The following is a 22446-nucleotide window of genomic DNA, read 5'->3' as shown; positions in this document are numbered from 1 at the left end:
GCGGCCAGCGGCCAGCGGCCAAGATAACGTATCGAACCTGCCCGCCGATCTGAGTGGAATCGGGTTCAGCCCCGAGATCGCCAATCCCCGAGTCTTGCCAATGCAGGTGCGGCTTCAGCCGCATCTTCACGGTTCGGCGCTTCTTTTATGCCGCCCCAGGTTCGACCTTGTCGTGAAAAGCCTCCCCGGCACACACTCCCGCTGGGAGCTGGGAGCTGGGAGCTGGGAGCAGAAACAAAAAAAGCCAGGCAGATGCCTGGCTTTTCCGAGCGGAGCTCTAGGACTGCTTACTTGGACTCGGACTGAGCCGGAGCAGCCGGAGCGGGAGCCATGGGCGCGTAAGGAGCACCGTAGGGGGCTGCATAGGGGTAGCCGCCACCGTAGTAGGGGGCACCGTAGCCACCGTAGGGATAGCCATAGCCGTAGTAAGGGGCGCCGTAGCCATAGCCGTAACCGCGACCGTAACCGCGGTTGTAGCCGCGACCGCCGCCGCTCATGCTCATGTTGAAGTCGCCGTAGCCGTCGCCGAAGAAGTCGTCCATCCAGTCGCCCATGCCGTTACCGTAGCCAGGACCACCCCAGCCCGGGCCCCACCAAGCGGAGGCGGAAGCGGAAACACCCAGCAGGGCGGCGACAGCGGCAGCAGTAGCAAGCTTTTTCATCTGTTTTCTCCGATCATTGTGTCGTTGGCAGCAAGCGCGGCCACTGTACTTCTTGGCGGCCACGGGAAGGATTATATTAGAAAATAATTAAATAAGAAATTTCATTTTATGATTGTTTCAATTGTAACGATCGCCGACGGCAATCATACAGCAGATCGAATCCTCATACACCCCCCGATCCCCACAACCAACCCTCGCCGGAGTCTGCCCGGCGCATCCCATCTCGCGGGCCTGCCCCTGGAATGTAGACTGGATTTCGGGCATGGATAGTATCGAATGGAAAAAATATCCCTCAACCCCCACCGAACCGATCGTCGGACAATCGGCCCGACCGTCCACGCTCAGCCCGAGGACGCGTCGAGACGACGCCGAACCAGGGTCAGATCGTCCCATACCTTGGCCTTCTGTTCGGGCGAACGCAGCAGATAGGCGGGATGATAGGTGACCCGGACCGGAATCCGATCCGGACCCAGTTCCAGCCAGCGTCCGCGTAGACGCCCCACGCTTTCGTCGGTCTGCAATAGATGCTGAGCCGCGATGCGTCCCACCGCCAGGATCGCCCCTGGCCGAATCAGCTGAACCTGGCGCGCGAGGAATCCCTGGCAGCGCAATGACTCCTCGGGACGCGGATCCCGATTCCCCGGGGGGCGACACTTGAGGACGTTCGCGATATAGACGCTCTCGCGCGGATAGCCGATCGCAGCCAGCATGCGGTTCAAGAGCTGACCCGCACGCCCGACGAAGGGCACGCCCGCACGATCCTCGTCGGCACCCGGCGCCTCTCCGATCACCATCAGACGCGCCCGACGATTGCCGTCACCGAAGACGGTATTGGTCCGGGTGTCGCACAGACCGCAGGCTCGACAGCCGGCGACGGCGGCCTCCAATTGATCCCAGTCCATCTGCGCGGGATCGGAGACCCCGGTCTTCTCGGGCGGCGGGGTCTCCGCGGCCACCGGAACCCCGGGGGGGTCGACCGGCGGCATCATCGCATCGGGTCCAGGCTCGCCCCGGAGGCGAGCGGGAGACCCGGGCATGTACGTCGCCTCCAGCGCGACCGTCCCGGCCAGCGCCGGCCGGTCCTGAACGTCACGCAAGGTCCAGAGGGTCACTCCCATGGCCGCCAGATAGTGGCTGCGACGCCTCTCGTCCATCACCCTGGATCAGACCTCGGCGATCTGCGGATGGGCGCGCTCGGCCGAATGCAGGATCTTGTTGCAGGCGTTGATATAGGCCTTGGCGGAGGCGATGATGATGTCCGTGTCCGCGCCCTGGCCGTTGACGATGCGCCCGCCCTTCTCCAGTCGCACCGTGACCTCGCCCTGGGCGTCGGTGCCGCTGGTGATGGCGTTGACCGAATAGAGCTTGAGCGTGGTTCCACTCTCGACGATGGTCTCGACGGCCTTGAAGGTCGCGTCCACGGGACCGCCGCCGGTCGCGGTTCCGGTCCTCTCGATGCCATCGATGGTCAGCACCAGATCCGCCGTCGGCACCTCGCCGGTCTCCGAGCAGACCCGAATGGAGACCAGCTTCACCCGCTCGTTGGCGGCATCCAGCGTGGTGTCCGTGACCAGTGCCTGCAGATCCTCGTCGAAGATCTCGTGCTTCTTGTCGGCGAGATCCTTGAAGCGCGAGAAGGCGGCGTTGACCTCCTCCTCGGAATTCAGCACCACGCCCAGCTCCTGGAGACGCGCACGGAAGGCGTTGCGTCCCGAATGCTTGCCCAGGACCATGCGGTTCTCGCTCCAGCCCACGTCCTGGGCGCGCATGATCTCGTAGGTCTCGCGGTTCTTCAGCACGCCATCCTGATGGATGCCGGATTCGTGGGCGAAGGCGTTGGCCCCGACCACGGCCTTGTTGGGCTGCACGGCGAATCCGGTGATACCGGAGACCAGACGCGAGCAGTTCATGATCTGGGTCGTATCGAGCCGGGTCTCGCAGTCGAACAGATCCTGACGGGTGCGCACCGTCATCACGATCTCTTCCAAAGCGGCATTGCCGGCACGCTCGCCCAGACCGTTGATGGTGCACTCGACCTGACGCGCGCCATTGCGTACCGCGGCCAGCGAATTGGCGACCGCCAGACCCAGGTCGTTGTGGCAGTGCACCGAGAAGACCGCCTTGTCCGCGTTGGGGACGCGCTCGCGCAACGCGCCGATCAGACCACCGAACTGATCCGGGATGTTGTAGCCGACGGTATCCGGGATATTGACCGTGCCGGCCCCGGCATCGATCACGGCCTCGATCACCCGGCACAGGAAATCGATCTCCGAGCGACCGGCATCCTCGGGCGAGAACTCCACGTCGTCCGTGTAGCGGCGGGCGCGCCTGACCGCATAGACCGCCTGTTCCAGTACCTGGTCAGGCGTCATCCGCAGCTTCTTCTCCATATGAATGGGAGAGGTCGCGATGAAGGTGTGGATCCGCCCGGCGTTGGCCCCGGCGAGCGCCTCCCCGGCGCGATCCAGATCCTGATCCAGCGCGCGTGCCAGCCCGCACACCCGGCTGTCCTTCACCGCCTCGGCGACCGCCTTGACCGCCTCGAAATCACCCGGACTCGCGATCGGGAAGCCGGCCTCGATCACATCCACGCGCATGCGCTCGAGCGCCTTGGCGATACGCACCTTCTCGTCGCGGGTCATGGAGGCACCAGGACTCTGCTCGCCATCGCGCAGCGTGGTATCGAAGATGATCAGATGGTCTTTTGCGGTCATGGATGATCTCTGGGCGTTGCCTGCTGTTGCATCGAGCCGTTCATTGTAGGCGATCGGGACGACGGCGGTGATACACCCGATGGTGCCGAACGTCCAGTCCCGGAAATGCCCATGCCGGGCATCGATCGATGCCCGGCCCTGAATCCTGCAAGTCGCAGCGATCTCGTCATACGCCAAAATAGCGGATAATCCCGAGGTCAACATCGACCGCGACACTTGGTTAGCCACCGATGACGCCAGACCTTCACGACCTGGAACTGCTGCTGAGATCCGACACGCCCATCGTCCTGATCGAATCCATCGAGGAATCCCGGGTGCTGGAGCTGTTCGCCCGGCTGGCCATCCGCGTCTCCGAGCCGGCATTCCGCTGGACCGTGACGGACGGCCTGCAGCGCATCGAGTACGAGACCAACCCCCAGCGCATGCTCTCCGAGCCGGCCGAGGTGCTCAAGCACATGCGGGTCACGCCGCAGCGCGGCATCTACATCCTGCTCGATTTCCACCCCTATCTGGACGATCCGCTGCACGTGCGGCTCCTCAAGGAGATCGCCCAGGGCTACGGCGCGCTGCCGCGCACCCTGGTGCTGGTCAGTCACGCGCTCGAGATCCCTCCCGAGCTGCGCCATCTCAGCGTTCGCTTCACCCTGCGCCTGCCGGACCGCAACCGCATCCTGGCCCTCATCCACGAGGAAGCCAAGCGCTGGCAGGAGATCGGCGACTCGGGCGCGGTGCGCGCCAGCCGCGAATCGCTCAACCAGCTGGCCGACAACCTGCTCGGCATCACCGAATCCGATGCCCGCCGTCTGATCCGCAACGCCATCCGCAACGACGGCGCCATCACCAAGAAGGACGTGGAATCGGTCAAGCGGGCCAAATACGAGCTATTGAGCCAGCAGGGCGTCATCAGCTTCGAGTACGACACCCGCTCCTTCGCCGATATCGCCGGGCTCTCCAATCTCAAGGCCTGGATCGACCGGCGGCGCGAACCCTTTCTCGATCCCGAGCGCCGGCGCGACCACCCGCGCGGGATCCTGCTGCTCGGCGTACAGGGCGGCGGCAAGAGCCTGGCCGCCAAGGCCGTCGCCGGCCGGTTCGGCGTGCCGCTGCTGCGCCTGGACTTCGGCGCGCTCTACGACAAATACATCGGCGAGACCGAGAAGAACCTGCGCAAGGCGCTGGAGACCGCCGATCTCATGGCGCCCTGCGTCCTCTGGATCGACGAGATCGAAAAGGGCGTGGCGACCGGCTCGGAGGACGAGGGCGTCGGACGCCGCGTGCTCGGAACCCTCCTCACCTGGATGGCCGAGCGCACGACCCGGGTCTTCCTGGCGGCGACCGCCAACGACATCTCGCGTCTCCCGCCCGAGCTGATCCGCAAGGGCCGCATCGACGAGCTCTTCTTCGTCGACCTGCCGCCGGCCGAGGTGCGCCGCGAGATCTTCGCCATCCATCTGCGCCAGCGCGGTCTGGAGCCGGAGCGTTTCGATCTGGACCGTCTCGCCGAGGCCAGCGAGGGATTCACCGGCGCGGGAATCGAGCAGGCCGTCGTCTCCGCGCTCTATGCGGAATCGCCCAGCGACAGGCCGCTCGACACCGAACAGCTGCTCGCCGAGCTCGCCGGCACCCAGCCGCTCTCGGCGATCATGGACCACCAGCTCCAGCGCCTGCGTGCCTGGGCCAGGGACCGCACCGTCCCGGCCCACGCCGAGACATCCACCACCACGAACAGACCCTCATGAGCCGTCCGCCACCCAATGGGCCTCCCATCCCTCTCGGCCCAAGGGGCCAGGACCGCTGCAATCCAACCGGGGAACCCCCACCTTCGGCCATGAATCGGGCCCGGCCCGATGAGATTTCGCCGACCTGAGACGCCGCGATGCAATACAAGGACTATTACAAGACACTCGGAGTCGCACGCACCGCGACCCAAGACGAGATCAAGCGCGCCTACCGCCGGCTGGCGCGCAAATACCATCCGGACGTCAGCAAGGAGGCCGATGCCGAGACCCGCTTCAAGGAGATCAACGAGGCCAACGAGGTCCTGCGCGATCCCGAGAAGCGCACGGCCTACGACGCCCTGGGCAGCAATTGGCGCGCCGGTCAGGACTTCCGCCCCCCACCCGGTTCCTCCTACCAGGACTTCAAGTTCAATCCGGACGACACGGCCGATTTCAGCGACTTCTTCGCCAGCATCTTCGGCCGCGCCTTCCATGGCGAGGCCAGGGACAGGGTGCTCCAGCGCGGCGAGGACAAGACCATCAAGCTATTCATCGACCTCGAGGCCGCCTATGGCGGGACGACACGTCAGCTCCAGGTCGAGGCCCAGAACGGTGCCGGACGCGGCAGAACGACGACCAGGACCCTGAACGTCCGTATCCCGCCGGGCGTCACACAGGGACAGCAGATCCGACTGGCCGGTCAGGGTTCGGCGGGACCGAACGGCGGCCCAGCCGGAGATCTCTATCTGGAGATCGAGATCGAGCCCCACCGCCACTTCACCGTGGATGGCCGCAATATCCAGCTGCGCCTCCCCATCGCCCCCTGGGAGGCGGCCCTGGGCGGGTCGGTTCCGGTCCCCACGCTCGGCGGCACGGTGAGTCTCAAGATCCCGCCGGGCTCCCAGTCGGGTCAGAAGCTGCGACTCAAGGGTCGCGGACTTCCCGGCTCGCCATCAGGCGACGAGATGGTTCTGCTCGAAATCGTCACCCCGGCCGCGACCACGGACGATGCCAAGGCGCTCTATCGCGACATGGCAAAACGCCTGCAGTTCAATCCGCGGGCCGAGCTCGGCGTCTGACGCCCGCCCGAGATCAGGACGACGGTGGCCACGCCTGCGGAGTCGGGCTCTCGGGGTCATTCATCGCCGGGCAATCACCTGAAGCGCATCGAAAGATCCACCGCCCGGACATCCTTGGTCAGGGCACCGACAGAGATGCGATCGACGCCGGTCTCGGCGATGGGACGAATGGTCTCGAGGTCGATTCCGCCCGATGCCTCGAGACGGGCGCGCCCGGCGTTCAGCGCGACCGCGCGCCGCAGGTCGTCCAGCGCGAAATTGTCCAGGAGCACCATGCGCGCCCCGGCCTCCAGCGCCTCCACGAGCTCGGCGACGGACTCGACCTCGATCTCGATCGGGACCTCGGCGCCCAGGGCGAGCGCGGCCTCCAGGGCGGCCCGAATCGACCCGGCCGCCATGATATGGTTCTCCTTGATGAGAATGGCGTCGAAGAGACCGATGCGATGGTTGTGGCAGCCGCCGCAGAGCACGGCATATTTCTGCTGCATTCGGAGCCCGGGCAGCGTCTTGCGCGTATCCAGCACCTGAACCGGCAATCCCGCCACGGCATCGGCATAGCGGCGGGCGATGGTCGCGGTACCGGACAGGGTCTGCAGATAGTTCATGGCGGTCCGCTCGCCGGTCAATAGGGCGCGAGCGCTTCCCTCGATCGCGCACAGACACTGCCCCGGCCGGATAGGATCGCCGTCTCGGGCCTGCCAGATCAGGCTGCAATCGGGATCCAGCAGCCGGAACACCGTCTCGTACCAGGCGCTTCCGCAGAGCGTCGCCGTCTCGCGCGTGACGAGCTCGACCCGCGCCATCCGCTCGGCGGGCAGCAGGGACGCGGTCAGGTCGCCGCGGCCGACGTCCTCTTCCAGGGCGGCGCGCACCTGGGCCTCGATCATGGCCGGGGGCGGCATGAACGGGGTCGGATCCAGCGGGGAATGAGCGGAGAATTCGGCAGCGGAACTGGGGTTGAGCGTCACTCGGGTGGCTCCTTGGCAACGAACGGGGTCGACAGGATAAGATGGATTCACCTACCAGTGGATTGTGAATCCAGTCGATGCCCGAAAGACATGATGAATCGCCAACCGAGCGCGTCGCCGATCCGGACGCCGAGGGCTGGATCGACTGGGCGCACCACCTCCCCTCACCCAACCAGGATGCCCGCCCGCCGGACACCCGCATCGACCTTCTGGTGATCCACAACATCAGCCTGCCGCCAGGCGAGTTCGGAGGCCATTGGATCCAGGACCTCTTCCTCAACCGGCTCGACCCGGACGCACACCCCTATTTCGCCCCCATCGCCCGGATCCGGGTCTCCTCGCACCTGCTGATCCGTCGCGACGGTAGCCTGATCCAGTTCGTCCCATGCGAGCGACGCGCCTGGCATGCGGGAATCTCGTCCTACGAAGGGCGCGAACGCTGCAACGATTACTCGATCGGCATCGAGCTGGAAGGCGCCGACCTCACTCCGTTCGAGGATCTGCAGTACCGGACGCTCGCCGACTGCACGCGCTGGATTCTGGCGCGCTATCCGGCCATCACCCTCGAACGCATCGCCGGACACAGCGACATCGCACCCGGACGCAAGACGGATCCGGGAGCGGCCTTCGACTGGCGGCGCTATCTGGATCTCTGCCGATGATCCCGGTCAGTGTTCGGCGAAATCGGTCCATCCCTCCAGCCAGCTGGTCCGGGCACCGGGACGGAGGGCGCCGATGAAGCCGGCGGCCTCGTCCCAGAACTCGCCCTGAGGGGGCTGAACGGCCAGCCGCACCAGTCTCCCGTCGTATTCCGGAACGAATTCGGTCGCCGTCCAGACCGGACCGAGATGGGTGAGCGGAGAACTTGGCCAATGGGCCGCATGCTCCGCATCGCTCAGAAAGAACGCCGACTCGTCGAACCCGCCGTCATCGTCGGCCTCGCCCTGCTCCAGCTCGAACAGCCGCTCTCCGACTCCGCCCGCCAGCACCAGCCCCGAGGTGCGCAAGACGCCACGCTCGGCCTGTGCCACCGTCGCGGGGTCCCGGACATCGATGGCCTCGAGGGAGAAGTCGGCGACCAGGACATTCAGCAGATTCCCGCCGGTGCCCCGTCTCAGGACCATGCCCCGCTGCCCCACCGCCGGATTGCGCCCCCCGACGATGGTGACATTGGAGAGCGTCGGGGCCGAGCGCGGCGAGGCATCCGGATCGCTCTTGAGATTGTCCGCCTCGATACCGTTGTCGCCGATGCTCGGATCCTGCTGAATGACGATGAACTGACCGAACCCGGTCCAGCCCCGGTCCCAGTCCAGACCATCGTCGGCGGCCCCGGATATGACCACATGACTCAGGTTCGCGCTGCCTCCGAACAGCTCGATACCGTCGTCGAGGCCCATATGGACCTGGACGAAACGCAGGATGGTGCCGCTGCCGCAGCCGCCGAGCGTCAGACCGTTGAGCTCGTTGTCCTTCGAGATCTCGTGACCCGCGTACTCGATCCGAACGTAATGCAGAATGCCGCAGCTGTCCGAGTCGGCCTGGCCGCCGAAGAAGCCGCGCGGATCGCCAGCGTCCAGACCCTCGACATGCGCGACCTCCGTATTGGTCGGGGCGTTCCCGAGCAGCACCACCCCGCCCCAGTCGCCTCGATGGCGACTGCCGACCGGGCTGGCGCTGGTGAAGACGATCGGATCCTGCGCCGATCCCCGGGCGTTGATGCGGGCATCCCGGGTCACGATCAGCGCGGATCCGGGCTCGCCGAGGATCCTGGCGCCCGGATCGATGGTCAGGGTCGCCGTGCCTTCGACGAAGACCAGCCCCCTCAAACGGTAGGTCGATCCCGAATGCCAATGGGTGTCCTGAACCAGACTGCCTTCGACCGGGATCTGGGTCATCCGCTGAAAGATTCCCGTCTCGCTGGCGACGAAGATGCCGGCGCTCGAGGCGATCAGGATGAGGATCAGCAGCAGTACCTTGACGCCGCCCATTCCGCCGCCCTTACGACGATCCGATGGCCCATCCATCGAGGCCGGACCGGCGGCCTGTCCACCGGGGATCGGGGGCGCCGCCAGTGCCCCATCCGTCCCTGGCCGCTGCCGATGGCTGGAGTCATGATGCAATTGGGCGCTGAAGGCCACGACCTCCTCGGCGAGCGATCGAATGCCAGCATCCTTCGATTCCAGCATCTTCCTCAGCAGATCCTCGCGATAGGCCGCATCCTTGCGCAGGGCATGGAAATGTACATAGTGAACGCCCGGAACGCTGCCTGGCGGCGCCTGATCGACCGCGCGTTTCAGGGTCCAAAGAAGCGAGACGAAGCGAGCGTTCCAGCTATCGTCCTCTTGACCATCGGTTGGGAGCGAAGACATGGGAGAGACCACCGGAAAAGGGCAAGGAGGCGAGGCTGAACCGTCGGGTGACCGGACCGCGGTGCGGCCAGGATCGCGACGGTCGACAGCCAAAACCAAGGGAGGAGGAGCTATGGGTGGCGCACGCTATCAATTGGATCTTACGGGATGACGACCAATGCGAGACGATTGGGCTTCCGACTCCCGAAATGTGACGGAGATCACTTGCACGCAAATCGACCGATATCCGAACGGCGTGGATGCGGCCCCATACAGCCCTGCCGCTCGAAGGGACGAATTGTCGGTGAGGTATAGAATGGCAGGCACAAAACAGACTCCACACGCAACGCGCGCCCCGATGGCCCGACTCGTTCTATTCAACAAACCATACGGCGTTCTCAGTCAATTCAGCGGATCGCCTCCGGGTTCGGGGGGCGCGCTCGCCGACTACCTGCCGCTGCCCGGCATCTACCCGGCGGGGCGCCTGGACAAGGACAGCGAAGGCCTGCTGCTGCTCACCGACGACGGCGGCCTCCAACATCGCATCAGCCATCCGCGACACAAGGAATGGAAGACCTACTGGGTTCAGATCGAGGGGACACCCGAAGAAGAACAGTTGGCGCAACTGCGCCAGGGTGTGATGCTGAACGACGGCCCGACCAAACCGGCCCGAGCGAAGCGGCTGATGGAGCCGGATCTATGGCCACGCGATCCGCCGGTGCGCTTTCGCAAACGCGTTCCGACCGCCTGGATCGAGATAGGGCTCCGCGAGGGACGCAACCGCCAGATCAGACGCATGACCGCAGCCGTCGGCCTGCCAACCCTGAGGCTGGTGCGGGTTGCGATCGGACAATGGCGCCTCGACGATCTGGATCCTGGGCAGTATCGGGTGATTCAGGTCGCCTCGGCGAATGGCACGGAGCGGCGCGCACGGAGTCGAGGGGCCAAGCGACCTCAGTCCCAGCGGCCGCGGCGTTCATGATGGTGCCAGCGATGCCTATCGTACCGATGGCGCGGAGGGCCATGTCTGCGGTAGCCCCGCGGCGGCGCGTCATAGTAGCGCTCGATCACCACCGGCCCCGGACGATGGACCCGGGGCGGAGGGGCTGCATCGAGAAGCAGGCCGGTGAACAAACCACCGATGAATCCGGCGGCCGCAGCGGCCCCCGCATCCTCCCCGCGAGCATAGGCTCCAGGGGCGTTGACCGATAGCATCGTCAGGGTTGCAGCCAAGAGTATCGACCTTTTCACTGGGATCACCTCGCCATTCTGAATCGTTCCAGGACCTATCCGGCCCAGACATCGCCGCCGGCTCTCAATCTGACGCCAAGACCATCACTCGGGCCTCTCGGGCGAAGCAGATGGCCAGAGCATAATCTCGACGGGATGAACGGATGCTGAATGCGTGGGTCCAGAACGGGGAGCAGCCGCCCGAAAAGGGAGGCGAGATGAGACAGGCTCGATCGGCCCGGATTTGGAATCGCGTCTCTATCCCCGTATCTTAGGAGGGCCGACGTTTAAGACGGTGCCGCATGCTGCGGGCGCCGAAAACGAAAGGAAACATCCCAATGTATATCCTGCTCCTGAGCATCCATGGCTTGATACGCGGCCATGATCTCGAACTGGGACGTGACGCCGATACCGGCGGACAGACCAAGTACGTCGTCGACCTGGCCCGCGCGCTCGGCCAGTTCGACGAAGTAACCCAGGTCGATCTGGTGACGCGCTGCGTCCGCGACCCTAACGTCAGCCCAGACTACGCCGAACCGCTCGAGCCGCTCGGAGACAAGGTGCGCATCGTTCGCATCGAGGCCGGCCCGGATGCCTATATCCCCAAGGAACAGCTCTGGGACCACATGGACAGCTTCATGGACAACCTCACGGCCTTCCTGCACGAGCAGGGACATTGGCCGGATATCGTGCATAGCCATTACGCCGACGCCGGCTATGTCGGCACCAACCTGGCCAACCTCATCGGTGCGCCCCTGGTCCATACCGGACACTCGCTCGGTCGAGATAAACGTCAACGCCTGCTCGCCGCAGGCCTGGACAGCGACCAGATCGACTCCCGCTACAACATGCTCAGACGAATCGACGCCGAAGAGTCGGTGCTAGCGAGCGTCGATCTGGTCATTGCCAGCACCCACAACGAGATCGAGGAACAGTACGGACTCTACGACTGTTACCGCCCGGACCGGATGGTCGTCATCCCGCCCGGCACCGATCTCGACCAATTCCATCCGCCGCAGCCGAACGACCCCCCCATCCCCTTCGCCGACGAGGTCCACCGCTTCCTGGACGATCCCGACAAGCCGCTGATCCTGGCCCTGTCGCGGGCCGACCACCGCAAGAACATCGTCGCCCTGGTCGAGGCCTACGGCGAATCCGAGGAGTTGCAGAAACGGGCCAACCTGCTGATCGTCGCCGGCAACCGCGACGACATCCGCGAGCTCGAGGAAGGCGCCAGAAACGTCCTGACCGACATCCTCATCACCATCGACGCCTACGACCTCCACGGCAAGGTCGCCGCGCCCAAGCACCACGCCGCGGAAGAGGTCCCCGAGATCTACCGGCTCACCGCCCAGAGCGGCGGGGTCTTCATCAACCCTGCCCTGACCGAACCCTTCGGCCTGACCCTATTGGAAGCGGCCGCCACCGGCCTGCCGCTGGTCGCCACCGAAAACGGCGGCCCGGTCGACATCATCGGCAACTGCCGCAACGGCATCCTGGTCGACCCGCTCGACCGCCAGGCCATCGCAGAGGCACTGCTGCGCATCCTCGCGGACCGCAAGCTCTGGAAGACATTCTCCGAGAAGGGACTCGCCGGGGTCCGCGAACACTATTCGTGGCAGGCCCATGCCGGCGAATATCTGAATCGCATCAAGCCCCTGCTCGCCAAGCACGAGCCCATCCCGGACACCCCGCCCATGCGCCGCAGCATGATCTACCGGGATCGCGCACTCTTCACCGACCTGGACCAAAGCCTGCTCGGAGACCAGGAGGGCGTCGAGCAGTTCGTCGCCATGATGCGCAAGAACAAGCGCTGCGCCAATTTCGGCATCGTCACCGGGCGCCGTCTCGACAGCCTTCTCGCCGAGCTCAAACGGCACGGCATCCCGATCCCGGACGTGCTCATCACCAGCCTGGGAACCGAGATCCACTATTCGGCTCGACTGGTCCCGGACGACTATTGGCACGACCATGTCGACCACCTCTGGAAACCCAAGGCGGTCCGCCGCGCGCTCCAGGAGGTCCCCGGACTGGTCCCGCAGCACAAGATCGAACAGAGCTATTTCAAGATCGCCTACCATTACGACCCGACGGTCGCGCCGAGCGTCGAAGAGATCTCGACCATGCTGCGCACCCGCGAGCTGAGCGTGAACGTCGTCCACGCCTTCGGCCAGTTCCTCGACGTGATCCCGGTGCGCGCCAGCAAGGGCCTGGCCGTGCGCTACGCCACGCACCGCTTCGGCATCCCGCTCGAGCACGTGCTGGTGGTCGGCGGATCGGGCGCCGACGAGGACATGATGCGCGGCAACACACTCGCCGTCGTGGTCGCCAACCGCCATCACGAGGAACTCTCCCAGCTGACCGAGATGGACAACATCTATTTCGCCAAGCAGGGCCATGCCAAGGGCATCCTCGAGGCCATCGACTATTACGATTTCTTCCGTTCCTGCCGCGTCCCGGGGGCGACCTCATGACTCAGCCACTCTTGCTCTGCACCGATCTCGACCGCACCCTCATCCCGAACGGAAACGAGCCTGAATCGCCCAACGCGCGCGAGCGGTTCCGCCGGCTGGTGAGCGATCCGGGCGTGACCCTGGCCTATGTCAGCGGCCGCGATCGCGGACTGGTCGAGAAGGCCATCGCCGAATACGATCTGCCCCAGCCCGACTATCTGGTGGGCGACGTGGGAACCAGTCTCTACGAGCGCCTCGACGACGACTGGAGGCTGGCCGAGGACTGGGCACGCGAGATCGGCGCCGATTGGGGGGGCGACCGCATCCGGTCGCTCTTCGCCGACCGGCCGGAGCTGCGTCTCCAGGAGCCGGAGAAGCAGGGCCGGTTCAAGCTGAGCTTCTACGCCGAGGCAGACCTCGACGCCGAGCGGCTGCGCTCCGAGCTCTCGGACCTGCTGTCCGCGGAGGCGATCCGGGCCACCCTGATCTGGAGCCTGGACGAACAGGCAGGGGTCGGTCTGCTCGACGTCCTGCCCGAACGGGCCAGCAAGTTCCATGCGGTGGAATTCCTGATGCGCAAGCTGGGACGCGACACCCGGACCACGGTCTTCTCCGGCGACAGCGGCAACGACCTGGAGGTGCTCACGAGCTACATCCCGGCCGTACTGGTCGCCAACGGCCATCCGGACGTGCGCGAGGAGGCCGTGGCCCACACCAGGGCCAACGACCTGGATGGAACCCTCTATTGCGCCAAGGGCGGCTGGTCCGGCATGAACGGCAACTACAGCGCCGGAATCCTGGAGGGCGTGGCTCACTTCCGGCCCGACCTGATTCCGCTCATGGAGTCCTGAGAGCCGGCCCCGGACCGAAGAGAGACGCGCGAGACACCACACCACAAGAGGAAACCACATCGTGGAGACACCCTCAGTCTGCATCTTCGGCGAGGTGCTGCTCGACTGCTTTCCGGACGGCCGCCAGATCCTGGGCGGCGCGCCCTTCAACGTGTCCTGGCATCTGCAGGCGTTCGGCGCGGCCCCGCGCTTCGTCAGCGCGGTCGGCGAGGACGAGGAAGGCGCGCGCATCCGCTCGGGCATGCGGGATTGGGGCATGGATACCACCGAGCTCCAGACCGACCCGGACCATCCGACCGGACAGGTCCAGGTCAGCATCCAGGATGGAGAACCCAGCTACGACATCCTCCTCGACTGCGCCTACGATTTCATCCGCACTCCAACGGACGCCTCTGGCTGCGGCCTGCTCTACCACGGTACACTGGCGCTGCGCCGCCCGGTCTCGGCCGCGACGCTGAGGGACATCAAGTCATCGGGACCGGATCTGATCTTTCTCGACGTCAATCTGCGCGAGCCCTGGTGGTCGCGCGACCCCGTGCTCACCTGGGTCACGGAGGCCGACTGGGTCAAGCTCAACCGCGACGAACTGCTCTGCCTGAGCGACCCGGCCCCGACGTCCACGGACATCGACATGACCGATCTCGCGCGCGCCTTCCTCGAGCGTCATCGCCTGAAGGGGCTGGTGGTCACGCTCGGCGAAGCCGGCGCGCTCGCCCTCACGCCCGAGACCGATGCGGTTCTGGTCGCCCCCCAGCCCGCGCTGGAGGTCGTCGACACGGTCGGCGCCGGCGATGCCTTCGCGGCCGTGACCATCCTCGGCATCACCCAAGGCTGGTCGCTCGAAACCACCCTGGAGCGCGCGCAGACATTCGCCTCCAGGGTGGTCGGACAACGCGGGGCGACCGCGGCACAGCCGGACTTCTACCGGCCCCTCATCGAAGGATGGGGCCTTCACACCTAGTCTCCGCCGCCATCTGGAGTCTGCATGTACGAACAGGTTTCGCACGCCCTGCTGAACGACATCCTCGACGAGTTCAGCCATCGGGTCGTTCGTGAGGATCTACGTCACTTCTACACCCGCCTCGGTGCCAATTTCTACGCGATCCATTCGCTCTTCGAGCATCTCTATGGCCATCGCGAGGACTTCAAGGACCAGATGGTGGCCCTGACCGAACGCCTGGCACGCGCCTATATCGACCGGCCCGAGCGGCTCAAGCAGATCGACATGGAGCGCGAGGAGAATCACAACTGGTTCCTGAGCCCGGAATGGGTCGGCATGGCGCTCTACCTGGACGGCTTCGCGGGCAATCTGAAGGGGCTGATCGAACGCCTGCCCTATCTGCAGGACCTCGGCGTCAACATGGTCCATGTGATGCCCATCCTGCGCTGCCCGCTCGGGGCGAGCGACGGCGGCTATGCGGTGAGCGACTTCCGCAACATCGACCCACGTGCCGGCTCGGTCGAGGACATCTCCGCGCTGACCGATTCCATGCACAAGCGCGGCATGCTGCTCACCCTCGACGTGGTGGTCAACCACACCTCCAACGAGCACGAATGGGCGCAGAAGGCGCGCGAGGGCGACAAGACCTACCAGGACTTCTATTACGTCTTCCCGAACCGTGACGTGCCCGACATGTTCGAGGAGACCTTGCCCGAGATCTTCCCGGAGAACGCGCCAGGCAACTTCACCTGGGACGAGGAGATGGGCAAGTGGGTGATGACGGTCTTCAACCACTATCAGTGGGACCTGAACTACTCCAACCCGGCCGTCTTCATCGAGATGCTCGACATCATCCTCTTCTGGGCCAACCAGGGCGCCGACATCGTACGCTTGGACGCGGTCGCCTTCCTGTGGAAGAAGATCGGCACCACCTCGCAGAACGAGCGCGAGGCTCACCTCATCCTGCAGCTGATGAAGGACTGCTGCCAGGTGGTCGCCCCCGGCGTGCTCTTCATCGCCGAGGCCATCGTCTCCCCCTCCGAGATCATCAAGTATTTCGGCGAGGACGCGGTCATCGCCAAGGAATGCGAGATCGCCTACAACGCCACCTTCATGGCCCTGCTCTGGGACGCGGTCGCCACCAAGAACGCCAAGCTGCTCAACCAGGGCATCAAGAGCCTGCCCCACAAGCTCGACCGTGCCACCTGGCTCAACTACGTGCGCTGTCACGACGACATCGGTCTCGGCTTCGACGACGCCGACATCCGCACCTGCGACTACGACCCCTACGCCCACCGGCACTTCCTGATCGACTGGTTCACCGGCGCCTTCGAGGGATCGCCGGCGCGCGGCCGCCCGTTCGGCGTCAACCACAAGACCGGAGACGCCCGCATCGCCGGCGCGCTGGCCTCGCTGGCCGGCCTGGAAACGGCCCTGGAGTCCAACGACCCCGAACAGATCGATCACGCCGTCGCGCTCATCCTGACACTGCACGGCATGATCCTCTCCTTCGGCGGGATCCCGCTCATCTGGTACGGTGACGAGGTCGGCACCCTCAACGACTGCTCGTTCCTCGACGACGTCAACAAGGCCAGCGACGCGCGCTGGATCCACCGTCCGCGCATCAACTGGGACCGGGCCAACCGGCGGCTCGAGCACGGCACCGTCGAGCAGCGTCTGTTCGACGGCCTCAAACGCATGATCGCGGTGCGCAAGAACACCCCGGCCTTCGCCGACTTCAACAACCGCGAACTCATCGACGTCAGCAACCCGCACCTGTTCGTATTCCTGCGCACCCATCCCATGATGCAGACCAGTTCGGTGCTGGTGGCGGCCAACTTCGACGTCACGCCCCAGTATCTGGATCTGGAGGAGCTGAGCCAGCGCGGGCTCTTCCGCTACGGCCAGCTGCAGGATCTGGTCACGGGCGATTCACCGGCCATCTTCAACAACCGGGTCATCATCCCGCCCTACCATTTCTACTGGCTGGCCAACCAGCGGGCGCGCTCGCAGCTGTAAACCGCAGACAGCGCTTGGGCCCTGAACGGATCGTCTATGCTGTGAGCGGACCAAGCCCGCTCACGCTCGACGACAGGAGGTAGGAATGCATCGAATCTGGCTGCTTCTGAGCCCGCGCGCGACACTGATCGCCATCTTCGGCTTTCTCGCCGTGCTCGCGCTCCTGATCCATTTCATCCTGATCAGCACCGCCGAGTTCAACTGGCTCGCCGGACCGGACGCGCCGGTCGCCATCAACCCGCAACCCGAGCCACCCGGCATTCGCTGATCCGGCCCCGTAGGGCGCAATAGCGCAGCGTATTGCGCCGCATGACAGACGGCGCAATACGGCCGCCCCATCATCGACCGACGGGGCTTCCCACCCCCAACTCGATAGCGAAACCTTGCAGCCACCAAATCCGGGCGGCCTATTGCGCCCTACCCCCGACCGGCGGCTAACGGCTTCGGTCGAATTAGAATGTCCCCGAATTCCACCCGAACAGATGACGCGGCGGAGAGGCGAACTCGATATAGACGCGCCCCGGCGGCACCGAGAGCAGATCGGAGACCAGCGCGCAGAGCGTCTTGGAGAAGTCGGGGGTCCGATCCTCGGGCAAACCGAGACTCTTGAGTTCGAGATAGGCCGTGGGATCGAAGGATCCGCCGAAGATGATATCGCGCCCGTCCTCGAGCACGACCATCACATAGGACTCGGGCTTGCCGAGCATCTCGGCGACCGCGCTGGAGGCGCGAGCGAGAAGCGACTGGCGGACGTCGGGCTGAACGGAGACGTTGGTCAGGATACGCAGTGTCGGCATGGCGGGGTTCCTCTCGGCGATGACGAAGAACCCCGATCATAGGACGATTCCCGCGCACGAATCGACCCGTCGTCGACTGCGATGAGCATCGCGAATCGCATCAGTCGCGATCGGTCCGCTTCGCCCCTCACCGCAGCATTTCGCGTCCCCGACTCAGCTCGCCCGCGCCAATGCGATCTCCGGCTCCATGGTGCTGATGGTCTGCGGAAAGGCATCCGTCCAGCGCAGCAATTCGAGCCGCCCGTCGTGATGCTCGACCAGCGCCGTGCAGCTCTCGACCCAGTCGCCGCAGTTGCAGTAGGTGACGCCCTGGATGTCGCGCATCTCGGCATGATGGATATGGCCGCAGATCATGCCGTCCAGTTCGCGGTGACCGGCCTCGGTCGCGACCGCGCGCTCGTAGTTGCCGATGTAGCTGACGGCGTCCTTGACCTTGTGCTTCAGATATCCGGCCAGCGACCAGTACTTGAGCCCGAACAGCGAGCGCACCCGACTCAGATAACCGTTGAGCGCCAGCAGCTGATCGTAGGCGCGCGATCCGAGCTTGGCCAGCCAGAGGCTGTTCTGCACCACCCCGTCGAACTTGTCGCCGTGCAGGACCAGGAAGCGCCGGCCGTCGGCGGTCGTATGTACCACCTCGTCGCGCACCACGACGTCGCCGAAACGCGCATCCAGATGCTCGCGAAAGAGACCGTCGTGATTGCCCGGGATGAAGATGACCTCGGTTCCGCGCCGCGCCTTGTCGAAGATCTCGCGCGCCACCTGGTTGTGGGCCTCCGGCCAATAGAGGCCGCCCTTCATCGCCCAGAGATCGACGATGTCCCCGACCAGATAGAGCTGCTTGCACTGGGTCGACTGCAGGAAATCGAGCACGAAGCGGGCCTGACAACCGCGAAAGCCGAGATGGATGTCGGACAGGAAGATGCTGCGGTATTTCAGTGGATTCATGCGCTTGATGTCGGACATCGGCTTCACCGCCTCTGACGAAATCTGGTTCGGAGAAAATTTGCGCTATGGTCCACCAACTATGTTTCAGACTGGTTGAGATCGGGTGAAGGGGCGATTAAGAATGCTGATTTCGTTCGATTTTCTGACGATTCAATGTCGGATGCATGGCGATCCGGAGACGGCCGAGGATCGAGCGGCACGGACCGAGTCGGGCGGCCCGGCGCCGAGATCCGATCCTTGACTCCCGTCCTCCCGGACCTCGTTCTATACTGTGCGATTGCCCGATTGCGTGATCGACCAAGAGGGCGTGTTCAACCGAGATTTGGAGCAAGACGATGGCGCAAAGCGCAATCAAGAAGGTGGTCCTGGCCTATTCGGGCGGACTGGATACCTCGGTCATCCTCAAATGGCTGCAGGAGGAGTACGGCTGCGAGGTCGTGACCTTCACCGCGGACATCGGCCAGGGCGAGGAGCTGGAGCCGGCCCGCGCCAAGGCGAAGGCGGCCGGCGTGAAGGAGATCTACATCGACGATCTGCGCGAGGAGTTCGTGCGCGACTTCGTCTTCCCCATGTTCCGCGCCAACGCCATCTATGAGGGCGAGTACCTGCTCGGCACCTCCATTGCCCGCCCGCTGATCGCCAAGCGTCTGATCGAGATCGCCGCCGAGACCGGCGCCGACGCCATCTCGCACGGCGCCACCGGCAAGGGCAACGATCAGGTCCGCTTCGAGCTCGGCGCCTACGCCCTCAACCCCGAGATCAAGATCATCGCCCCCTGGCGCGAGTGGGATCTGCTCTCGCGCGAGAAGCTCATGGCCTATGCCGAGAAGCACGGCATCGCGGTCGAGATGAAGCGCGACGGCACCAAGTCGCCCTACTCCATGGACGCCAACCTGCTGCACATCTCCTACGAGGGCTACGACCTGGAGGATCCCTGGGTCGAGCCGGGCGCCGACATGTGGCGCTGGAGCGTCTCGCCCGAGGAGGCCCCTGATACCCCGACCAGCATCGAGCTCACCTTCGAGCAGGGCGACGCGGTCGCCATCGACGGCAAGCGCATGACCCCGGCCGAGATCCTGGCCGAGCTCAACCGCATCGGCGGCGCCAACGGCATCGGCCGCGCCGACATCGTCGAAAACCGCTATGTCGGCATGAAGTCGCGCGGCTGCTACGAAACCCCCGGCGGCACCATCCTGCTCAAGGCCCACCGCGCCATCGAATCGCTCACCCTCGACCGCGAGGCCGCGCACCTCAAGGACGAGCTGATGCCGCGCTACGCCAGCCTGGTCTACAACGGCTACTGGTTCGCCCCCGAGCGCGAAATGATGCAGGCCGCCATCGACCAGACCCAGACCGTCGTCAACGGCGAGGTCCGTCTCAACCTCTACAAGGGCAACGTCATGGTCGCCGGCCGCAAGTCCGCGACCAACAGCCTCTTCGACGCCTCCATCGCCACCTTCGAGGAAGACGCCGGCGCCTACGACCAGGGCGACGCCACCGGCTTCATCCGCCTCAACGCGCTGCGTCTGCGGGTGCAGGGACGGAAGAAGTAGCGGCCAGCCTCCAGCCGCCAGCTCCCAGCCTTTGCGGCTTGGGATGCATGGCGGCCTTCATCCACGGCTGGAGCGGCTTGCGACCGTATAGTTCAGCGGCGCTCAATCTCTTCCAGCTGGCCGCTGGAGGCTGGTAGCTGGAGAATCCGCAGCAGGCCCCCGTTGGGCTCGTCCGTCAGGACGTAGAGATAGCCGTCCGGTCCCTGGCGCACGTCGCGCACCCGCCTGCCGATCGTCAGCTTCTCCTCGCCCACCACCCGCTCGCCATCGAGACGGATGCGGCGGATCTGCAGGAACTTGAGCGCCCCGGCGAAGAGATCGCCCTTCCAGCCCGGATAACGCTCGCCGCTGTAGAAGACCAATCCGCTCGGCGCGATCGAGGGCGTCCAGACCACCTTGGGATCCGGCATGCCCGATCGGCTGTGCACGTCCGAGATCGCCGGACCGAAATACTCCATGCTGTAGGTGACCTCCGGCCAGCCGTAGTTCTGGCCGGGCCGGATCAGATTCAGCTCGTCCCCGCCGCGGGCGCCGTGCTCGGTCGCCCAGACCCGCCCGCTCGCCGAATCGAGTGCCAGACCCTGCATGTTGCGGTGGCCGAAGGTATAGATCTCGGGTCTGGCCCCGCTCTCGGCGACGAAGGGATTGCCGGGGAACGGCCTGCCATCCTCGGTGAGCCGCACCAGCTTGCCGAAGTCCGTCCCCAGGTTCTGCGCCTGCTCGCGGATATAGGCGCCATCGAATGACAGAGGCGGATTGCCACCGTCGCCCAGGCTCATCAGCAGACTGCCGTCCGGCAGCCAGAGCAGGCGCGACCCGAAATGCGCCCCGCCCTCCTTCGTATCCGGATTGCGGAAGATGACCTCCAAATCGGAGAGCCGCCGCCCGTCCTCGTCCAGCCGTGCCCGGGCCAAGACAGTGCGGTTGGCTGCCTTGGTTCCGACCGAATAGGTCAGATAGAGCAGCCGATTGGTCTCGAAATCGGGATGCAGGGCGATGTCCAGCAACCCGCCCTGACCGTGCGCCAGAACGTCCTGCACGCCCGCAATCGGCGTCGGCACCAAGGCCCCGTCGCGGATCATCCGCAGCCGACCGGGACGCTCGGTGACCAGGGCCGAGCCATCCGGCAACCAGGCGATGGACCAGGGATGCTCCAGCCCTTCGACGACCACCTCGGTCCGCCAGCCGGATGCCTCCGGGACATCCCCTGTCAGCTCCACTTCGGCGGCCGTCAGGAAGGTCGTCGGGAAGACCGAGAAAGCCAGGAACAGCATCGGCAAGTGAAGATGTCGCATGTGCATGGTCGTCCTCCTTCTCCGGGGTTCGGGATACGGTCCAGCTCGACTCCAGATCAGCCGGCCGCCGTCTCGGGCAGACACGAGGGAGACTCACCGTTCGCCTTCAATGTATCGAAGGGATCCGGCCCAGTGCGCTCGTGCCCCGCATCCTTGAGCTGTCGCAGATAGTCGAACCAATACGGCTGCCAGGCACGCCCGAGCTTGTAGAGATACCCCCAGTCGTAGAGCCCCGAGTCGTGCCCGTCGTCGAAGACGATCTTCAAGGCATATTGGCCGATGGGCAGCAGATCGGTGATGTTCACCGCCTCCTTGCCGACCTGGAGCTTCGCCGTCGCCGGAGAATGGCCGCGCACCTCGGCGGAGGGGGAATAGACCCGCAGATACTCGCAGGGTAGGCAGAAACGTGCGCCGTCGTCGAAGGTGATTTCGAGGATGCGGGACTGCTGACGGAGCTTGATGTCGCTTGGGTGTGGGGTTTGGGTCATGGGTTGGATGGGTTTGGGTTGAGATTGGATGGCTGGTAGATGGGGGCGGAACCGGTTGATGGGAGGTATTGGACGAGAGCGCATGCATCACTATCGGTAGCACCGAGCGAGCGACGGCTGCCCCAGGTTGCCCTCGTAGCGAGTAAGGGCATAAGATCGAGAGCGTGTGCGATTTATGGATCTGACGCCTTGGATCGTCCTCGCCGTTTTTGTCCGGCATTCCGAGAAAACAGGATGCGCTACTGTGCAGCCAATCAATATGGCACTGCCATTGGTTGTATCCGTTCGGTTCCCCCTGCTCTCACGCCGCAGCAGGTGGCGGCAGAACGGGAGCCGGTCGCCCCTGACGACGCTCGCGCATAACCTCGGCGATGAAGAGCCAG

19 protein-coding genes are annotated in these 22446 nt (G+C 65.0%); 10 read left to right on the top strand and 9 right to left on the bottom strand.

The window, feature by feature from the left end; genetic code table 11:
- Positions 1-287: 287 nt before the first annotated feature.
- From D779_RS08095 to D779_RS08085, 3 genes are all read right to left on the bottom strand, one after another.
- Positions 288-662 carry a sulfur globule family protein gene (locus D779_RS08095; protein ID WP_043752297.1) on the bottom strand — a complete coding sequence of 125 codons (375 nt, stop codon included), beginning with the start codon at positions 660-662 and terminating at the stop codon, positions 288-290.
- A 341-nt stretch (positions 663-1003) separates the two neighbouring features.
- Positions 1004-1816, bottom strand: a complete 813-nt coding sequence (locus D779_RS08090) for a uracil-DNA glycosylase (protein WP_043752294.1) — start codon at positions 1814-1816, stop codon at positions 1004-1006.
- Positions 1817-1825: 9 nt separating this feature from the next.
- Positions 1826-3376 carry a 2-isopropylmalate synthase gene (locus D779_RS08085; protein WP_043752291.1) on the bottom strand — a complete coding sequence of 517 codons (1551 nt, stop codon included), beginning with the start codon at positions 3374-3376 and terminating at the stop codon, positions 1826-1828.
- 230 nt (positions 3377-3606) lie between these two features.
- On the opposite strand from D779_RS08085, the gene D779_RS08080 reads away from it, so the two are divergent.
- Positions 3607-5115 carry an AAA family ATPase gene (locus tag D779_RS08080; RefSeq protein ID WP_043752289.1) on the top strand — a complete coding sequence of 503 codons (1509 nt, stop codon included), beginning with the start codon at positions 3607-3609 and terminating at the stop codon, positions 5113-5115.
- Between the two features lie 137 nt (positions 5116-5252).
- A complete protein-coding gene (locus D779_RS08075; RefSeq protein ID WP_043752286.1) occupies positions 5253-6173 on the top strand; it encodes a DnaJ C-terminal domain-containing protein in 921 nt (306 codons plus the stop codon).
- A 74-nt stretch (positions 6174-6247) separates the two neighbouring features.
- On the opposite strand, the gene nadC is transcribed toward D779_RS08075, so the two are convergent.
- Positions 6248-7075, bottom strand: coding sequence for a carboxylating nicotinate-nucleotide diphosphorylase (nadC, locus tag D779_RS08070; RefSeq protein ID WP_043752285.1), 828 nt, complete (start codon positions 7073-7075; stop codon positions 6248-6250).
- Between the two features lie 143 nt (positions 7076-7218).
- Between nadC and ampD the strand changes: the two genes are divergently transcribed.
- Positions 7219-7803 carry a 1,6-anhydro-N-acetylmuramyl-L-alanine amidase AmpD gene (gene ampD, locus D779_RS08065; protein WP_052347959.1) on the top strand — a complete coding sequence of 195 codons (585 nt, stop codon included), beginning with the start codon at positions 7219-7221 and terminating at the stop codon, positions 7801-7803.
- A 6-nt stretch (positions 7804-7809) separates the two neighbouring features.
- Here the strand turns inward: ampD and D779_RS08060 are convergent, their stop codons facing one another.
- On the bottom strand, positions 7810-9510 hold the full coding sequence (locus tag D779_RS08060; RefSeq protein ID WP_043752282.1) for a hypothetical protein: 1701 nt from the start codon (positions 9508-9510) through the stop codon (positions 7810-7812).
- Positions 9511-9847: 337 nt separating this feature from the next.
- Here D779_RS08060 and D779_RS08055 point away from each other — a divergent pair, with 337 nt between their 5' ends.
- The 6 genes from D779_RS08055 (at position 9848) to pufA (ending at position 17250) form a co-directional block, all read left to right on the top strand.
- On the top strand, positions 9848-10471 hold the full coding sequence (locus D779_RS08055) for a pseudouridine synthase (RefSeq protein ID WP_043752280.1): 624 nt from the start codon (positions 9848-9850) through the stop codon (positions 10469-10471).
- A 586-nt stretch (positions 10472-11057) separates the two neighbouring features.
- Positions 11058-13193, top strand: coding sequence for an HAD-IIB family hydrolase (locus D779_RS08050; protein ID WP_043752278.1), 2136 nt, complete (start codon positions 11058-11060; stop codon positions 13191-13193).
- Positions 13190-14023, top strand: coding sequence for an HAD-IIB family hydrolase (locus D779_RS08045; protein WP_043752276.1), 834 nt, complete (start codon positions 13190-13192; stop codon positions 14021-14023). The genes D779_RS08050 and D779_RS08045 overlap by 4 nt, the downstream gene beginning before the upstream one ends.
- A 61-nt stretch (positions 14024-14084) precedes the next feature.
- Positions 14085-14984 (top strand): carbohydrate kinase family protein, encoded by a 900-nt coding sequence (locus tag D779_RS08040; RefSeq protein ID WP_043752273.1) that lies wholly within the window; start codon positions 14085-14087, stop codon positions 14982-14984.
- Between the two features lie 24 nt (positions 14985-15008).
- Positions 15009-16982, top strand: coding sequence for an alpha-amylase family glycosyl hydrolase (locus D779_RS08035; RefSeq protein ID WP_043752271.1), 1974 nt, complete (start codon positions 15009-15011; stop codon positions 16980-16982).
- An 85-nt stretch (positions 16983-17067) separates the two neighbouring features.
- Positions 17068-17250, top strand: coding sequence for a light-harvesting antenna LH1, alpha subunit (gene pufA / locus D779_RS08030; protein WP_043752268.1), 183 nt, complete (start codon positions 17068-17070; stop codon positions 17248-17250).
- A 184-nt stretch (positions 17251-17434) separates the two neighbouring features.
- Here pufA and D779_RS08025 read toward each other — a convergent pair whose 3' ends face one another.
- Positions 17435-17779, bottom strand: coding sequence for a phenylpyruvate tautomerase MIF-related protein (locus tag D779_RS08025; RefSeq protein WP_043752266.1), 345 nt, complete (start codon positions 17777-17779; stop codon positions 17435-17437).
- Positions 17780-17932: 153 nt separating this feature from the next.
- On the bottom strand, positions 17933-18745 hold the full coding sequence (locus D779_RS08020) for a UDP-2,3-diacylglucosamine diphosphatase (RefSeq protein WP_043752262.1): 813 nt from the start codon (positions 18743-18745) through the stop codon (positions 17933-17935).
- Between the two features lie 317 nt (positions 18746-19062).
- Here D779_RS08020 and D779_RS08015 point away from each other — a divergent pair, with 317 nt between their 5' ends.
- Positions 19063-20280, top strand: a complete 1218-nt coding sequence (locus tag D779_RS08015) for an argininosuccinate synthase (protein ID WP_043752257.1) — start codon at positions 19063-19065, stop codon at positions 20278-20280.
- Positions 20281-20372: 92 nt separating this feature from the next.
- Here the strand turns inward: D779_RS08015 and D779_RS08010 are convergent, their stop codons facing one another.
- Both D779_RS08010 and D779_RS08005 read right to left on the bottom strand, forming a co-directional pair.
- Complete coding sequence (locus D779_RS08010) at positions 20373-21581, bottom strand: PQQ-dependent sugar dehydrogenase (RefSeq protein WP_043752253.1); 1209 nt, start codon at positions 21579-21581, stop codon at positions 20373-20375.
- A 50-nt stretch (positions 21582-21631) separates the two neighbouring features.
- Positions 21632-22063 (bottom strand): gamma-butyrobetaine hydroxylase-like domain-containing protein, encoded by a 432-nt coding sequence (locus tag D779_RS08005; RefSeq protein WP_043752250.1) that lies wholly within the window; start codon positions 22061-22063, stop codon positions 21632-21634.
- Between the last annotated feature and the right edge of the window lie 383 nt (positions 22064-22446).

This window comes from Imhoffiella purpurea, assembly GCF_000585215.1.
GTDB classification, from domain to species: domain Bacteria; phylum Pseudomonadota; class Gammaproteobacteria; order Chromatiales; family Chromatiaceae; genus Imhoffiella; species Imhoffiella purpurea.
The sequence above is the reverse complement of the archived record's forward strand: the minus strand, read 5'-3'. Positions and strand labels throughout refer to the sequence as shown.

Coding starts and splice junctions, on each gene's coding strand:
- D779_RS08095 (WP_043752297.1), bottom strand. CDS start 662: ATGAAAAAGCTTGCTACTGCTGCCGCTGTCGCCGCCCTGCTGGGTGTT.
- D779_RS08090 (WP_043752294.1), bottom strand. CDS start 1,816: ATGGACGAGAGGCGTCGCAGCCACTATCTGGCGGCCATGGGAGTGACC.
- D779_RS08085 (WP_043752291.1), bottom strand. CDS start 3,376: ATGACCGCAAAAGACCATCTGATCATCTTCGATACCACGCTGCGCGAT.
- D779_RS08080 (WP_043752289.1), top strand. CDS start 3,607: ATGACGCCAGACCTTCACGACCTGGAACTGCTGCTGAGATCCGACACG.
- D779_RS08075 (WP_043752286.1), top strand. CDS start 5,253: ATGCAATACAAGGACTATTACAAGACACTCGGAGTCGCACGCACCGCG.
- nadC (WP_043752285.1), bottom strand. CDS start 7,075: ATGCCGCCCCCGGCCATGATCGAGGCCCAGGTGCGCGCCGCCCTGGAA.
- ampD (WP_052347959.1), top strand. CDS start 7,219: ATGCCCGAAAGACATGATGAATCGCCAACCGAGCGCGTCGCCGATCCG.
- D779_RS08060 (WP_043752282.1), bottom strand. CDS start 9,510: ATGTCTTCGCTCCCAACCGATGGTCAAGAGGACGATAGCTGGAACGCT.
- D779_RS08055 (WP_043752280.1), top strand. CDS start 9,848: ATGGCCCGACTCGTTCTATTCAACAAACCATACGGCGTTCTCAGTCAA.
- D779_RS08050 (WP_043752278.1), top strand. CDS start 11,058: ATGTATATCCTGCTCCTGAGCATCCATGGCTTGATACGCGGCCATGAT.
- D779_RS08045 (WP_043752276.1), top strand. CDS start 13,190: ATGACTCAGCCACTCTTGCTCTGCACCGATCTCGACCGCACCCTCATC.
- D779_RS08035 (WP_043752271.1), top strand. CDS start 15,009: ATGTACGAACAGGTTTCGCACGCCCTGCTGAACGACATCCTCGACGAG.
- pufA (WP_043752268.1), top strand. CDS start 17,068: ATGCATCGAATCTGGCTGCTTCTGAGCCCGCGCGCGACACTGATCGCC.
- D779_RS08025 (WP_043752266.1), bottom strand. CDS start 17,779: ATGCCGACACTGCGTATCCTGACCAACGTCTCCGTTCAGCCCGACGTC.
- D779_RS08020 (WP_043752262.1), bottom strand. CDS start 18,745: ATGTCCGACATCAAGCGCATGAATCCACTGAAATACCGCAGCATCTTC.
- D779_RS08015 (WP_043752257.1), top strand. CDS start 19,063: ATGGCGCAAAGCGCAATCAAGAAGGTGGTCCTGGCCTATTCGGGCGGA.
- D779_RS08010 (WP_043752253.1), bottom strand. CDS start 21,581: ATGCACATGCGACATCTTCACTTGCCGATGCTGTTCCTGGCTTTCTCG.
- D779_RS08005 (WP_043752250.1), bottom strand. CDS start 22,063: ATGACCCAAACCCCACACCCAAGCGACATCAAGCTCCGTCAGCAGTCC.